Annotated in this window: 15 protein-coding genes; 4 read left to right on the forward strand and 11 right to left on the reverse strand. The window is 48.2% G+C overall.

Annotated elements, in window-relative coordinates:
• A partial coding sequence (locus AC2CG4_RS12245; protein ID WP_484486526.1) for a hypothetical protein occupies positions 1–239 on the forward strand: 239 nt, incomplete at its 5' end.
• Between the two features lie 172 nt (positions 240–411).
• Here the strand turns inward: AC2CG4_RS12245 and pssA are convergent.
• A complete protein-coding gene (gene pssA / locus AC2CG4_RS12250; RefSeq protein WP_484486527.1) occupies positions 412–1,242 on the reverse strand; it encodes a CDP-diacylglycerol--serine O-phosphatidyltransferase in 831 nt (276 codons plus the stop codon).
• 92 nt (positions 1,243–1,334) lie between these two features.
• The gene (gene ilvC / locus AC2CG4_RS12255) at positions 1,335–2,351 is read right to left on the reverse strand and encodes a ketol-acid reductoisomerase (protein ID WP_484486528.1); all 1,017 of its coding nucleotides are present in this window, start codon (positions 2,349–2,351) and stop codon (positions 1,335–1,337) included.
• A 150-nt stretch (positions 2,352–2,501) separates the two neighbouring features.
• Between ilvC and ilvY the strand changes: the two genes are divergently transcribed.
• Together ilvY and AC2CG4_RS12265 are read left to right on the forward strand one after the other, a co-directional pair.
• Positions 2,502–3,365: an HTH-type transcriptional activator IlvY gene (gene ilvY, locus AC2CG4_RS12260; protein WP_484486529.1), complete on the forward strand. Its 864-nt coding sequence runs from the start codon at positions 2,502–2,504 to the stop codon at positions 3,363–3,365.
• Between the two features lie 120 nt (positions 3,366–3,485).
• Positions 3,486–3,878: a hypothetical protein gene (locus AC2CG4_RS12265; RefSeq protein WP_062061087.1), complete on the forward strand. Its 393-nt coding sequence runs from the start codon at positions 3,486–3,488 to the stop codon at positions 3,876–3,878.
• A gap of 151 nt (positions 3,879–4,029) precedes the next feature.
• Here AC2CG4_RS12265 and AC2CG4_RS12270 read toward each other — a convergent pair whose 3' ends face one another.
• From AC2CG4_RS12270 to AC2CG4_RS12305, 8 genes are all read right to left on the reverse strand, one after another.
• The gene (locus AC2CG4_RS12270) at positions 4,030–4,608 is read right to left on the reverse strand and encodes a DNA-3-methyladenine glycosylase (protein WP_484486530.1); all 579 of its coding nucleotides are present in this window, start codon (positions 4,606–4,608) and stop codon (positions 4,030–4,032) included.
• 11 nt (positions 4,609–4,619) lie between these two features.
• The gene (locus AC2CG4_RS12275) at positions 4,620–5,582 is read right to left on the reverse strand and encodes a DUF6999 family protein (RefSeq protein ID WP_484486531.1); all 963 of its coding nucleotides are present in this window, start codon (positions 5,580–5,582) and stop codon (positions 4,620–4,622) included.
• 3 nt (positions 5,583–5,585) lie between these two features.
• The gene (locus tag AC2CG4_RS12280; protein WP_484486532.1) at positions 5,586–7,463 is read right to left on the reverse strand and encodes an iron-containing redox enzyme family protein; all 1,878 of its coding nucleotides are present in this window, start codon (positions 7,461–7,463) and stop codon (positions 5,586–5,588) included.
• Positions 7,464–7,466: 3 nt separating this feature from the next.
• A complete protein-coding gene (locus AC2CG4_RS12285; RefSeq protein WP_484486533.1) occupies positions 7,467–8,333 on the reverse strand; it encodes a fatty acid desaturase family protein in 867 nt (288 codons plus the stop codon).
• Positions 8,334–8,338: 5 nt separating this feature from the next.
• The gene (locus AC2CG4_RS12290; RefSeq protein ID WP_484486534.1) at positions 8,339–9,091 is read right to left on the reverse strand and encodes a sterol desaturase family protein; all 753 of its coding nucleotides are present in this window, start codon (positions 9,089–9,091) and stop codon (positions 8,339–8,341) included.
• Positions 9,092–9,154: 63 nt separating this feature from the next.
• A complete protein-coding gene (locus AC2CG4_RS12295; RefSeq protein WP_484486535.1) occupies positions 9,155–9,757 on the reverse strand; it encodes a hypothetical protein in 603 nt (200 codons plus the stop codon).
• A gap of 84 nt (positions 9,758–9,841) precedes the next feature.
• Positions 9,842–10,333, reverse strand: a complete 492-nt coding sequence (ilvN, locus tag AC2CG4_RS12300; RefSeq protein ID WP_062061070.1) for an acetolactate synthase small subunit — start codon at positions 10,331–10,333, stop codon at positions 9,842–9,844.
• A 1-nt stretch (position 10,334) separates the two neighbouring features.
• Positions 10,335–12,071 (reverse strand): acetolactate synthase 3 large subunit, encoded by a 1,737-nt coding sequence (locus tag AC2CG4_RS12305; protein WP_484486536.1) that lies wholly within the window; start codon positions 12,069–12,071, stop codon positions 10,335–10,337.
• 569 nt (positions 12,072–12,640) lie between these two features.
• Between AC2CG4_RS12305 and AC2CG4_RS12310 the strand changes: the two genes are divergently transcribed.
• Complete coding sequence (locus tag AC2CG4_RS12310) at positions 12,641–13,069, forward strand: DUF4124 domain-containing protein (RefSeq protein WP_484486537.1); 429 nt, start codon at positions 12,641–12,643, stop codon at positions 13,067–13,069.
• Positions 13,070–13,154: 85 nt separating this feature from the next.
• Here the strand turns inward: AC2CG4_RS12310 and clpB are convergent, their stop codons facing one another.
• Positions 13,155–15,812 carry an ATP-dependent chaperone ClpB gene (clpB, locus tag AC2CG4_RS12315; RefSeq protein ID WP_484486538.1) on the reverse strand — a complete coding sequence of 886 codons (2,658 nt, stop codon included), beginning with the start codon at positions 15,810–15,812 and terminating at the stop codon, positions 13,155–13,157.
• Positions 15,813–15,838 lie beyond the last annotated feature (26 nt).

Genomic DNA, 15,838 nt, shown 5'->3' on the forward strand with positions numbered 1-15,838 from the left:
CATCCGCAAGTGCCCACACGCATTGCTTGATCTGTCTTGTTAAAAAACCGGTTAGCGCTTCGGCTCAACCGTGGGAGGCGCATTATACGCACCTTCTTACTATTCGCAAGCAATTTCTTTTTCAGATTTCGCTTACCGGTAACTCGCTTAAAAACACTTGGCTTTTTCGCTTTCTGTTACCACTCACCGTTTGGCGAGGCGCGCATATTACGCTATTTTTTTACTTTGTAAAGCGTTAATTTTATTAACTTTTTACATTCTTGCCGCACCTTTTAATCACTCCGCTTTCGCGGCTGACTCCGGCTCGGCAAGGGCGCGCACTATACGAATCCGACCACCCTTGCGCAAGCTTTTTTTGGAATTTATTGCACTTTAAATTCATTTGCGATCAATTAACAAACGCACTGATTTTTATTCGGGCGCTTTGGGCAATTTTGATCTACCCGACACAAGCTGAAACAGCCAAACAAGTGGCGCCGACAGACCATAAATCACCGCTATCGCCAGCACACCTTGCTGCTGATAAATAATAAGCGATGCAAAAACCAACACCACCAACAACATAAAAGCAAAAGGAACCCGCCCGCGAAAGTTAAGCCCCTTAAAGCTGGTGTAGCGAAAATTAGAGACCATTAACAAGCCGGTAAACGCGGTAAGCACCGCAATAGCCGCTGCCCACACACCTGTTGGCGCAGAGTCAAACCAAACCCACACAGTTGCCGCAATAATTGCAGCCGCCGCGGGACTCGCCAAACCCATAAAGTATTTCTTATCTACCACACCGATTTGTGTATTGAAGCGCGCCAAGCGCAACGCCGCACACGCAGTGTAGATAAATGCAGCCGCCCAACCCCAGCGCCCAAGATCATGTAGCACCCAGCTAAAAACCACCAAAGCAGGCGCAACCCCAAAAGAAACCATATCGGCGAGACTGTCGTACTGCTCACCAAAGGCGCTCTGGGTATTGGTCATGCGCGCGACACGCCCGTCCATTCCGTCGAGCAGCATGGAGCCAAAAATCGCAATCGCCGCTTGCGCAAAGTTGCCATGCATTGCCGAGACAATGGCATAAAAACCGCAAAACAAGGCTCCAGTAGTAAACAGATTAGGCAAAAGGTAAACGCCACGATGGCGAACCTTCTTACCGTTTTCAGAAACCTCTTCCACATGATCACCAAAAGGCAGCGGCCCTTCATGCTCAGCCGGATCTTGCTTGGAACTGTCATTATCGTGCTGATTCATACTTGCCTCTCCGATTGCGGGAGCGCCATTTTACACAGTCAGAAACAAAAAACGCGGCCTAAGCCGCGTTTTTTGTCAGAACCAAAATCCAATTAGTTCTTAGTTTGGTCAACGATTTTGTTCGCTTGGATCCAAGGCATCATCGCGCGCAACTTGGCGCCCACAACTTCAATACCGTGCGCAGCATTGTTACGACGCGCAGCAGTCATAGAAGAGTAGTTAGTTGCACCTTCAAGGATAAACTTCTTAGCGTATTCGCCAGTTTGGATATCTTTCAATGCTTGACGCATAGCTTTACGCGACTCTTCGTTGATCACTTTAGGACCGGTCACGTATTCGCCGTATTCAGCGTTGTTAGAGATTGAGTAGTTCATGTTGGCGATACCGCCTTCGAACATCAGGTCAACAATCAACTTCAACTCATGCAAGCACTCGAAGTAAGCCATTTCTGGCTCGTAGCCCGCTTCAACCAGAGTTTCGAAGCCCATTTTAACCAGCTCAACCGCACCACCACACAGAACTGCTTGCTCACCAAACAGGTCAGTTTCAGTTTCGTCTTTGAAGGTGGTTTCGATGATACCGGTACGGCCGCCGCCTACGCCTGATGCGTAAGACAGTGCAGTGTCTTTTGCCTTGCCTGATGCGTCTTGGAAGATCGCAATCAGATCAGGTACACCGCCGCCACGAACAAACTCAGAACGCACAGTGTGGCCTGGTGCTTTTGGCGCAACCATGATTACGTCCAAGTCTTTGCGTGGCACTACTTGGTTGTAGTGAATCGCAAAACCGTGAGCAAAGGCCAAAGTAGCGCCTTGCTTGATGTTTGGCTCGATCTCTTCTTTGTAGAGTTTTGATTGGAACTCGTCCGGCGTCAGGATCATTACCACGTCAGCCGCTTTAACCGCAGAAGCAACGTCAGTTACTTTCAAGCCGTGAGCTTCCGCTTTCTTCACAGTCGCAGAACCGGTGCGCAGACCAACAACTACATCAACACCTGAATCTTTCAGGTTGCACGCGTGCGCGTGGCCTTGTGAACCGTAACCAATGATGGCTACTTTTTTGCCTTGGATGATAGAAAGATCGGCATCTTTATCGTAATAAACGTGCATAACAGACTCCTGTTGGGATGTTGCCGCCCAGTTGAATCAGGGCAGATTGGATAAAAGGCCGCCAGTGTAGAGAAACACCGGCATCGCGTAAAATGATATATTCGCAATTCAATATTTCATTTTATGCAACAAGGTTATTAATTACCGCCCATGGACATCGCCAAACTCCGCCTATTTTGCAACCTCGCCAACAGCCTGCACTTTGGCCGCGCCGCCAACGCCAGCCATGTCAGCCCGTCAACTCTGAGCCGCAATATCAAACAGCTTGAAGATGATCTGGGCGTCACCCTTTTTGTGCGCGACAACCGCTCGGTCATTCTCACCCACGAAGGTGCGCAGTTTCTCGCCTTTGCCAAAGAAGTAATCCAGCAATGGGAGACCTACCAAGAGTCGCTTGTTGCCCAGGCCGATCAGCTGCGCGGCCAACTCAGCATCTACTGCTCAGTCACCGCCAGCTACAGCTTTCTCTATGAAATTCTCACCGAGTTTCGCGTTAAACATCCGGGCATTGCGATCAAACTCCACACCGGCGACCCAGCGCAGTCGATTGAGCACATACTCGCGGGTGAAGAAGACATTGCCATTGCCGCCAAACCGGACAAGTTGCCGGCGGGCGTCAGCTTCAAACCCATCAACAGTTCGCCGCTGATTTTTATCACCGCCACTAGCGAAGACTGGCAAGACAAAAACTGGGAGGAAATTCCGGTGATTATTCCCGAGGAGGGTCTGGCGCGGGAGCGATTAAATATCTGGTTCGATTCCCTCGGCATCAAACCCAACATCTACGCCGAAGTAAAAGGTAACGAGGCAATTGTGAGCATGGTGAGCTTGGGCTTCGGCGTAGGCGTGGTGCCGCAAATTGTGGTCGATAACAGCCCACTCGCCAACAAAGTAAAACGTTTTGACCCGCAACCGGATTTAGGCCCCTACGACACCGGCCTGTGTGTGATGGAAAAGCGACTGAAAAGCCCGATTGTGAATGCGTTTTGGAGCCAAGCTATGAACAATGATTAATGATTTTTACTGGTATGTAACTTAACAACCGCTTTTAAAATCACAACGCAGACGCTCTTGCTTGCATTTGGTGATTAATCTAAACTCGCACTCCCCTAAACCAAATCTAAAGGACTACCTATGTTTAATCTCAATTGGAAAGTAAAAGCAGTTGGTATTGTTGTATTAGTTATAGTGGGTTTTGCGTATTCTATTTTTGATAAAAATCAAAGCGCAGCCTACGCTCAGGCACCCGCCGTAGGTGATGTATACACCGTCAAGCTCAAATCATTTTTCCCTTCTGACAACCAAAGTTCTTACCCTTATGGCGTAATGAAAGTTGATGCAGTTAATGGCTCAAAAGTAACACTGAATATAGCTAGCGCACGCTTTGGCAACGCCAAAAGCGTTCGTAAATCGCTTAGAACTGACGGTCAAAACGCCAACTTTTACAGCAATGAAACGCTTGAGTTAGACAAAGAACAATTAGTAAGCCTTGTCGAATCTTCCGGCATTACACACATCGAGCGCTAATCAATATTTTTGCTTAATGCCATCGATTACTAACTAAGAAACCCCACCCTAAAAAGTGGGGTTTCTTGTTTTTAGTTCGCATTAAAACGTAGTAAACGCCGATAAAAATACAAATACACCGGCAGCCTGAATAAGACGAACCGTTGATTCATTATGCTCCGTTTGAGTGAAATGGTTTACTTAAAAAAGGAGAGCCAGCCAAACCAAAACGCCAGGGCAAATCAATCGCTTTGGAAATCCCAATGCGCGGACCGCTTACAACATTAACCGGCGCAACCGCCGGCAATAATTGAAACGGTTTTTGCGCAAGCAATCGCCCATTCAACGCATACACAATTTCCAATGCCTGCCCTACACGCCCCGGCCCGGAACACAGTAATTTTTCAGACTCAACACCGCGGCGCTCGCGCATAATCTCCAATCCACGAGTTGGCTGGATTGCGCGGATCAATACACCCGCACCATGCCCCTCCGGCGAACACACAAAATTTAAACACCAATGAATGCCGTAAGAGCGATAAACATAAGCGCAACCGGGTGCGCCAAACATGGAAGCATTGCGCGCACTGGGGCCGGAGAATGTATGGGATGCAGGCTCGGCTTGGTCGTAAGCTTCAACTTCAACAATAATTCCACCCACGCCATTCACAAAAAATTGCGCACCGATTAATTGGGGCGCAACTTCGTGCGAGGGAGCTGAAAAATCGATTACCGAAAAAATGTCACTCATTACACGATCACTTAGTTTGTATCCGCAACGGATGTAGACTGATTGACCGCGTAATCTGGGGCATGATGTTCAGCTTGCGCTTTTTTCAAATCCATCAATAACGCATGCAGCATTTCAGTTGATAAACCGTGCAAGACCAAACGATAACCGGCGCGCAGGGTGCTCATCGGTACTAGCGGATGTTTGTTGTTGAGCAATACCAAATGCTGGGGTGAATTTAAAATCGTTGCTACATATAGGCCGATAGTTTCATCCAGTTGCAAGGAGTTGGATGCGCGCCAAAAATCATTGTCGGTTAAAAATAATTGATAGGTGGGGGTAAACATTTCGATTGCGGTTTGCAAATCTATGCCGTTCAATTTTCCGCGCGGCATGGATTGCAATTGTATTTCCGGCTCTTTGATCATACTGAAGTCGGGTTGCGCAACCGGCACGAGTTTTTTATCGGCGGCGCGCAAGGCATTGCCCAAACGAATCACAAAATTAAACAGGTTCAAATCGTGTTTTAAAAACAGTTCATCCTTTAAATCGTCCAGATTCATTGGTTTGAGTGGCGCGGTTTCTACTGCAACGGGTGCATTCGCCGCAACAAATTCCAGAATCTGCGCGCCCATATGAAAATGGCGCAACACCAACCAATTGGCTTCGGGGCGCACAAAATATTGTAATCCGGTGGCGAGAATCCAATGCAACAGTTTGGACGCCGCCCAATTGCGCGGCACCACCACTTTAACAATCTGGATTAATACAATCAGTGTGCGCGCAATGGGCCGCACAAAGGGCAATAGAAATTGGCGCGAGGGCGTTTCGGAATCGGCCAGCCAGGCTTTTTTCACATGATCGGGCAGCGGCGTACTTTGATCCAAATAGAGCGCAAGCCAAGGGCTGGGGTCGCGTGGATCAAATTCGGTTTGCAAAAACTTTGGGTTGTTTTCCCTCTTTTCTACACTGCTTACATTTTCTACATTGTCCATCGCTTATGACTCCAGAATATGTTCAAACTGCATCAAGTACAGCTGCGCCGTGCGCTTGGCGGTGGCGATAATCGCGCTTGCCGCCTGCGGGTCAATCGCCAAGAACAATTCAACTGCCGCCAACCAGCGCGCCAGATGGTGCTCATCATTTGCGCCGTGATATTCCAAAAAGCGAAATGCACTCGCGGGCAAATCCACTTGCTTGCGCAGCAAAGGCAAAAGCGCAGGAACAATACGCTGCCCAGTGCCTTCAATAATATAAATTGCACCCAACAAACCAATCGGATTTTTGGTTGATGCTAAAGAATGCAAATAGGAGTTCAGTGCTTCGCCGCCGGGATTGCGCTGTAAATCATCCAGCGGCTCTGTGCCACCGGCTGCACAATAATCTTCATATAAAATTTTAAAATCGTTTTGCTCTTCACCCGCATGAGTTTCAATTAATGCCGCTAAATCTGCATAAACTCCCGTAAGCGATGCCACCGCTTCACGCATCCATTTACTGCCTTCGCGCACTTGCGGCACCCACTGGGCGGTCCAGTTGCGATAATCCGCCAGATTAAATTGTTGGCTGACTAATTTATGAATTACCGGGCTGCGCCAGACTTGCGAGCGGTAGTCGTGCCAAGTGCCCGCCAGAGTGGTTAACAAACTTTGTAAATGTTGTGGCGCAGATTGCGGATCATGCGGTGCGGCTATATCAGGCTGTACATTTTTTGCTGCAGGCGCAGCTACAGGATGGGCAACCAAAGGTGCATCAGCGGCTTCCACCTCAATCAACATATAGGCTGCGGTCATGCGCCCCGACTCGGGAATAAAACAAAATATTTTCTCGCCCGGTTTAACTTGATGGGTATCGAGGAATTCCGCGAGCATAATAAAAATTGATGCCGAACCGGTATTCCCGCGCGTGGTTAAATTGCTGTACCAACGCTCGCGCGGAATGGACAAGCCCGCTTTATCCAACAACTCTTCCACCACCGGAATAAAACGCGCAGAAGAATAGTGGCAAAGGAAGTGATCGATTTCGTTAGATGTTACCCAACCATCGTGCACCAGCTTCACATATTCGTGAATGCTCACATCAAACAAATGCGGCAGCAAGCGAATATCCTGCCGCAGCGATAAAGCTCCCGCCGCTTCCGCTTCACTGGATGACGGGAAATCCAGGAAAGATTTACTGCGATCCTCCGTCAATCCCAACTGCATACACACAGGATAATCACCGGCAAAACTTTTTTGGTGTATCCAATTAATTTTTAACCGCACACCCTTTTTTGTGTGCGGTGTATCGGTAAGCAATACTGCACCCGCGCCGTCAGACAACATCCAGCGCAGAAAATGTGCATCAAAATCACTGCTGTATCCACGCGGGGCAAAACGACTTTTTTTGAAAATACGCGATGGCATTTCTGCGGTGGTAACTAACGCCTGTTGATGCGCACCCAGCTCGATGGATTGCGCCGCATAATTTAATGCCGAAATACCCGCAGCGCAGACGCCAAGGCTCGATAAGGTTTCCATCGGCGGCGCGCCCAACTCACCTTGCACCATCGCAGCAAAACCCGGAATCAAGGCATCGCTACCGGAGGAGCCTACTGAGAGTAAACTTACATCACTCAAATTTGCATTAGCGCGCGCTAAACAATCGTGAATCGCATTGGCGGCAAGCTGAGTATGCGAAGTAACAGTTGTACCGTTTTTATCAATCGCGTAATGACGGGTTTGAATACCATTCTCCGCCAGAATTTTATTTTTGATGCGCAGCGAGATGCGATTGATCGGTGCAATAAAATCATCCATCTCCTGATTAGTAATGGGCTCACCCGGCAGGTGGTAGCCAGCGGCTTGAAGGTAAACACGATTGAAGCGAGTAGGCATAAATTAGTCCTTGTGATGTAACGAGCGGCTGCGCCAACGCGGGTGCAGCAATGCCAAAAAATAAGTGCGCAGCATATAACACAGCAAACTTTTTTCCTGTAGCGCAGGATGAATTTGTTGCGCATAGGTTTGATGCAATTCCGGCAGCTGCGACCAATGTGCACGTGGATGCTGATGATGTGCAGTATGCAACCCAATATTAAATAATAGGGGATTAAGCCAACCATAGAAATTGCGCGCAAACTGTAAATTATTTCCGCGGCCATCGGCGTGAGCGTGCTGTAAATAATTGGTCGCGAGCAGCCAATGCAAACCATACAACTGCGGAATCAATACTAACACTAACCATTTTTGCCAATCGATCAAAGCCAATACCAGCCACAATCCAATAACAAGAAGATACTGCAGTACACAATAATAAAAATACGCGCGCTGAAATTTATATCGCCGCTTCAAATAACGGACAAACTCGGGATACAACACGGTTATCGCCTGCAGCGGATGCAATAAATACCCCAGCAGATGATTAGTGTCGCCGCGTGCACCGGGTGTATTAAAACGGTAAGTGCAGGTTAGATCCTGTTCGCCATGATGATAGCGATGGTGATTGGCAATATGGGATGGGTAAAACACAAAAGTGGGATGCCCCTGTAACAGAGTGACCCATAAATCCGTAACGCGATTTAAGCGGCGCGAAGCCCAAATTCGCACATGGGTGTGATTGTGGTGAATCACACCCACACCCAGTGTTAAAAATAATTCCAATAAATAAAGTGGCCAACTAAAACCCTGCTGCTGCCACTGCCACAACACCAGCAATGGCAAAACCAGTAAATACACTATGCTCTGCCAATCGCGCCAGTTACGCATAGCGCCTAACGCACTCGCCAGCGATTAATTTGTTTGTCAGCGGCATCCGCTGGCAATGTTGTTTTGAAAATCCAATCCATAAACGGAAACATAAAACCGTAATTGCCGTTAAAACACGCGTGATGTAAATGGTGGCGGCGCGCACCGTTAAAAACAACGCGCGGTGAACGAGGGTTAAAATCAAAATTAGAATGGCCGATACTATTAAACAGCAAACTAAATAAGGGCACAGAAAAAAGCGCATAGACACTAAAATCATGCAGCATCATTGGCAATAAAATCACATTGCCCAACATCATCGCTTCAATCGGATGAAATGCATAGGTTGACCAAGGGGTTGTCACCACCGAGCGATGATGTGGCAAATGAAACTGCCGTAACCAACGGGTATGCAGCAACCAATGGTTGATATAAAAATGGATTTCATTCCAGATAATCAACACAAAAATTTCCAGCCCGATTTGCAAGCCCGAAGGATTTATCGCCAACTCAGCCCAACCAAGCTGCAGCAACCCCCAGGGGAAAATCATCCCCACCCCAAAAATCCCAATCGAACTCGCGGACAACAACAACTCCCGCCGCAACTGCCCATCACCCAACGGGCGAGGATCAAGTTTGATGCCGATATGCAAACGCGGCAGCAATTGCTGGGTAAGCATTAAACTGAGCGCGCCAAACAACAAATAAATCCCACCAAAAAAAGCTAGGCCAACACCGGCAATTTCAAAAATATTGCAATTTAAAATAAAGTTTCTCATCGTGTTATGGTGAATCCCAAGATTTAGCCTCTAATAACCATTGAAATAATTAAACTGTATCGATTAATCTGAATAGACATTATTTTCGGGCAAGTAAATATTTATCAGTCTATTCTTTTCAATTGAAATAATTCTTTCATACTTCTCCTTTTCAGCGCTAACTTTTCCCATCTCTTTGATCAAATTAAACTCTGCATCTGACGCCTGTTTGTTTACTGTATTTTTTGTAAATCTCTTATGCTCTTGATTGAGAAGAGTATATTTTTCATCCAAAGATTTCCAAATAATTAAAGCAATATCAATATCTCTTGAGTGCTCCGCCACTGCTATTTGTTTTTTCAGCGCACTCTCTGTTGCTTCTTGCATTTTCCTAGCATCAATAACAGCATCACGAGTAAGCTCAAGCTCCTCACGACTTTGCTGTAATGCATCAAGGCTTTGTTTCAAACTAATTGTAAGAAGCCATATTGTCATGAATCCAACTATTGGGTTAACAACACCGCCTAAAAAGTCACCAAACTGACCCCATGTATCCTGATCATCACTAAGACTGCCTGAAAAATTGAAAACATATATTCCAATAGACATGCACATCATTAAGGCTACAACTATCACAGCATAACGCTGAATAACATTTTGAGTAGAACTGCTAGCAATACGAGCCATAGGTTCTTCCTTCGTTATCATTGAACCAACAAAAAAGGCCGATAACTTCGCAGCTATCGGCCTTTCGAGTGCCAACGCAACAACTTACAAACTCAACACTTTTTCACCGCGCGAAATGCCGCACACACCGGTGCGGACAACTTCGATGATAGAAGCATCGCCGACGGCTTGTAAAAACGCATCGAGCTTGTCGCTCGCACCGGTGATTTGAATGGTGTAGAGGGTGCTGGTGACATCCACGATTTGACCGCGGAAAATATCCACGCAGCGTTTTACTTCTGCGCGCTGTGCACCAGACGCTTTGACTTTGATCAGCATGAGTTCGCGCTCAATGTGCGAACCTTCGGTCAAATCTACCAACTTAACCACGTCAATTAATTTATTGAGGTGTTTGGTGATTTGTTCGATTTTGTGATCATCGCCCAGCGTTGTCAGCGTTAAACGCGACAGGGTTTCGTCTTCCGTTGGTGCTACGGTCAGGCTTTCAATGTTGTAACCGCGCTGGGAAAACAAACCTACTACGCGCGACAGTGCACCGGGGGCGTTTTCAACTAATACAGAAATGATACGTCTCATATTAGGTGCGCTCCGTTTTGCTTAACAACATATCGCGCATGGAACCATTGGGCGCAACGTGCATTGGATAAACGTGTTCGGATTGATCGACCATGATATCCATAAATACCACGCGGTCTTTCAGTGCAAAACACTCCGCTAATTTCGCTTTCAGCTCTTCTTTTTTGGTCACACGAATACCGACGTGGCCGTAAGCTTCGGCGAGTTTGATGAAGTCTGGCAATGAATCTTCATACAGACTTTCCGCGTAGCGGCTGGAGTACTGCATGTCTTGCCATTGACGCACCATGCCGAGCGCTTGGTTGTTCAAGCAAATAATTTTTACCGGCAAGTGGTATTGCGTGCAGCAAGATAATTCTTGAATACACATTTGGATTGAACCTTCACCGGTCACACAGACTACGGTTGCATCGCGATGCGCCATTTGCACACCCATCGCCGCAGGCAAACCAAAGCCCATAGTGCCGAGTCCACCGGAGTTGATCCAACGGCGCGGCTTGTCGAACAAATAATATTGCGCGGCAAACATTTGGTGCTGGCCAACATCGGAGGTGACATACGCATCGCCTTTGGTGACTTCCCAAATCGCTTGAATCACTTCTTGCGGTTTGATTTTATCGCTCGATGTATCGAAACGATTTTTGGTATAGATGCCGTGACGCTCGCGCCACTCGTTAATTTGTTCCCACCAGGATGCAAGTGCTTCAGCATCCGGTTTTTCATCGCTCTCTTTGATAAGGGCGAGCATTTCGCCCAGAACGCTATCTACCGCACCCACGATAGGCACATCGGCGGTAACGGTTTTGGAGATAGATGCCGGGTCTATATCGATATGAATAATTTTGGCATTCGGGCAAAACTTGCTAACAGTATTGGTTACACGGTCATCAAAACGCGCGCCCACGGCGAGGATGACATCGCTGTGATGCATGGCGGTGTTGGCTTCGTAAGTGCCGTGCATTCCCAACATACCGAGGAAGTTTTTGCCGGTGCCGGGATAAGCACCCAAACCCATCAGGGTATTGGTCACCGGGTAATTGAGCAGATCAACCAACTCTTTAAGCAAGTGCGAGGCATTGCCCTGCACTACACCACCACCGGAATAGATCATCGGACGCTTGGCGCCGAGCAGCAGTTGCACGGCTTTTTTGATCTGGCCGGAGTGACCGCGGGTCGCTGGAGTATAAGAGCGCAGCTTGACCTTATCGGGATACTCATAAGGAAAGGTGTAGGCCGGATGAGTCAGATCTTTAGGCACATCGATAACCACTGGGCCGGGGCGACCGGTCGCAGCGATGTAGTAGGCCTTTTTCACAATCTCAGGAATTTCGCTGGCGTGTTTGATCATAAAGCTGTGTTTTACGATCGGGCGGGAAATACCCACCATGTCGGTTTCCTGAAAGGCGTCTTCACCGATCAAGTGGCTTTGCACCTGGCCGGAGATGACCACCATCGGAATAGAATCCATATAGGCCGTCGCAATACCGGTAATGGCATTAGTCGCACCTGGGCCGGAAGTTACCAGCACGGTACCTACTTTACCGGTCGAGCGCGCATAACCATCGGCAGCGTGGGTGGCCGCTTGTTCGTGGCGAACCAAAATGTGTTTAACGTCAGATTGACGGAAGATGGCGTCATAAATATGCAGCGCAGCGCCGCCTGGATAGCCAAAAACGTATTCAACGCCTTCGTCTTTCAGGGCGCGGATGAGCATATCTCCGCCGGAAAGCATTTCCACGATAATTCCCCTTTTAGGATGTGAATCGCATATGCGCGTGTGTCTTTTACCAAAAGGCTGCTACAGCCGTTAGTTAAGGAGGCAAAGAATCACACAGGAAAGTATTGGCACTTAGGGCAGGCCAACACCGTGAATGATCCACGATCAAAACCCGGCAAGGTCAGGATCGGATCAGCGAAAACCGTGCAGGTAAACAGCGGCGTTCTAAGGTGATGCTCTGGTAGGAGCACCGCCAGCAGAGGGTTCGCCAAGAGGGTGACTTGGCGGGAGGCAATTGGTGTCCGGGATTATCGGCCAGCTGCCAGCCATCTGGAGGACTGGCAATTTTCGCAAGATATGCTTTAAAGTCAAGCAATTAACTTTCTTTTGCGCATTTTTTAATCGCGCCGCCCTAATATCCAGCCTGTCCCCAGCGTGAAATAAGCAACAACCGCGCTTATGGCGCCTGCTTGCGCTCTCTCACAGATTTACGCATCCCGGTTTCGCTCCGCAGACATAAGGTCTATAGTGCTCTAAAGGCCGTTAATGGCCGCATGTATATTGCTCATTGGCGTAGAAGGATAAGATTCATGAAGTGTTCACGCGTACTCGGGGTTATAAGTGCCTTAATTCTGGGGCTGGCAATCAGCCAATCAGGCTTCGCTAAAGAAAAAGTCTACACTTGGACAGATGCCAAGGGTGTAGTTCACTATGGCGAGCGGCCACCCAAAAATGTTAAAGCAACACTGGTGAAAACCCGCACGGGGCATAGCGACCCTACACCGGCACCAACAGCAGCAACAAAAGCCAAAGCTGATGCAGCTGCGACTGAAAATAATCAGCAGTCATTAAAAAACCCTGAACGCTGCGCCAGAGCCAAAGAAAATTTGGCGATGTTAAATTCTGTAGCACGAATCAAAACCACCAATGCCGACGGTGTTGATGTCATCCTCACAGAGGAAGACAAAACCAAACAGCGCGAAATAACGCAGCAAATTATTGATCAAGCTTGTGAATAAGTAACACGCAACTCCAATCCGCCCCCCCACAATAAAAAACGGCCATTCAACGATGGCCGTTTTTAATGTACTGCAATATGCACTATTAGTTCAGCCGTTTCGGATCAAACACGATTTTGTCACCAATTAAGTGACCGTGAATAATCGCGCCAGGCATAAATTTACCGCCGAGAATATCCTGCGCGAGCGGGTTTTCAATCAATTGCTGGATTGCGCGTTTTAGTGGGCGCGCACCATAGACTGGGTCAAAACCAACTCCGGCCAGTTTATCCATTACCTCATTATCCAACTCCAAACTCAGTTCGCGCTCAGCCAAACGGGTGCGCAACAGCTCCAGCTGGATATCGGCGATGCCGCGAATTTGTTCGCGTCCGAGTGGATGAAACACCACCACCTCATCGATACGGTTGATAAATTCCGGGCGGAAATGCCCGGTCACTACTTCCATCACTGCATCTTTCATTGCGTTGTAGCGATTCTCGTTATTTAACGAGTTATTTGAATCATCGCTCACAAAACTATCGAAGCTCACCGTATCAAACGATTTATCTTCCGCTAATTCCTGAATACGATCCGAACCTAAATTCGACGTCATTACAATCACGGTATTGCGAAAATCCACTGTGCGCCCTTGGCCATCGGTTAAGCGGCCATCGTCCAATACTTGCAGCAAAATATTAAACACATCGGGATGCGCCTTTTCGATTTCATCGAGCAAAATTACCGAATAGGGTTTGCGGCGCACAGTCTCGGTAAGATAACCGCCCTCTTCATAACCCACATAACCCGGTGGTGCGCCGATCAAACGCGCCACCGAATGTTTTTCCATAAATTCCGACATATCGATACGCACCATAGAATCGGTGGTATCAAATAAAAATTCGGCAAGGGATTTACACAACTCGGTTTTACCCACACCGGTCGGCCCTAAAAATAAAAACGAACCATTGGGGCGATTGGCATCGCTCAAACCGGCGCGCGAACGGCGCACCGCGTTGGATACAGCAACCACCGCTTCATGTTGGCCAATAACACGATTATGCAGCGCCTCTTCCATGCGCAATAATTTATCGCGCTCACCCTCCAACATTTTGGATACGGGAATGCCGGTCCATTTAGAAACCACTTCGGCAATTTCTTCTTCGGTGACTTTATTGCGCAGCAGTTTCATTTCCATCATTTCGGCTTGGCTGGCCATATCTAACTGTTTTTCAAGTTGCGGAATAATGCCGTACTGCAATTCACTCATGCGCGCCAAATCACCTTTGCGGCGCTTGTCTTCCAACTCCAAACGCGCCTGTTCCAACTGGCTTTTAATTTCTTGTGAACCTTGCAACGCCGCTTTTTCTGCACGCCAAATTTCTTCCAAATCATTTAACTCGCGCTCGAATTTATCAATATCCTGATCGAGCTTGGCGAGGCGTTTTTTGCTCGGTTCGTCCTCATCTTTTTTCACCGCTTCGCGCTCAATTTTAAATTGAATCAAGCGGCGCTCAAGGCGATCCATCTCTTCCGGTTTGGAGTCGATTTCCATGCGAATACGGCTGGCCGCTTCATCAATTAAATCGATGGCTTTATCGGGTAATTGACGATCGGTGATGTAGCGCTGGGATAATTTTGCCGCCGCGATAATCGCTGAGTCGGTAATATCCACCCCGTGGTGCACTTCGTAACGCTCTTTTAAGCCGCGCAGAATGGCAATGGTGTCGGACTCATTCGGTTCATCCACCTGCACTTTTTGGAAGCGGCGCTCCAGTGCGGCATCTTTTTCAATGTATTTGCGATATTCATCGAGCGTGGTGGCCCCCACACAATGCAATTCACCGCGCGACAACGCCGGTTTAAGCATATTGCCCGCATCCATTGCGCCTTCGCCTTTACCGGCGCCGACCATAGTGTGCAATTCATCGATAAATAAAATGATGCGGCCTTCTTGTTTGCTCAATTCGTTGATGACTGATTTCAAGCGCTCTTCAAATTCACCGCGAAATTTTGCTCCGGCGAGCAAACCGCCCAGGTCGAGCGATAGCAGGCGCTTATCTTTTAAACCTTCAGGTACTTCGCCATTGATAATGCGCTGGGCAAGACCTTCCACAATCGCGGTTTTACCCACGCCTGGCTCGCCAATCAATACCGGATTATTTTTGCTCCGGCGCTGCAGCACTTGAATGGTACGGCGAATTTCGTCATCGCGGCCAATCACTGGATCGAGCTTGCCAGCTTCGGCGCGCGCGGTTAAATCCACCGTGTATTTTTCCAATGCTTGGCGGTTGCCTTCTGAATCAGCGTCATCCACGTTTTCGCCTCCGCGCACTTTTTGAATCGCTTGCTGCAAGCGCTGGGCATTGCCAAATTTTTTCAATAATTCCGGCACCGCACCTTGCGACTCCAGCATTAACACCAGCAGCACCGAATCGCTGGAGACAAATTTATCCCCGACTTTTTGCGCGTGACGATCGGCAAGATTTAACAGGCGCACCATGTCGGGCGACATAGTGACCTCGCCGGTGGGGTTTTTGATTTGCGGTAAATTTTCCAGATATTCATTGAGCGCTGTGCGCAAGCCCGCCACATCAAATCCGGCCTGACTCAACAACAGGCGCACACTGGCCGCACCCTTTTGGTCGATCATCGCCAATAACAAATGGCCTGGGTCTAATTGACTGTGATCCTGCCCCAGCGCGATGGATTGGGCATCGGAGAGTGCAACTTGCAGCTGATTGGTTAAACGGTCGATACGCATGGATTACCTCAAGCGATGTGTTACTC

The organism is Cellvibrio sp. ATLC23, from assembly GCF_057196725.1.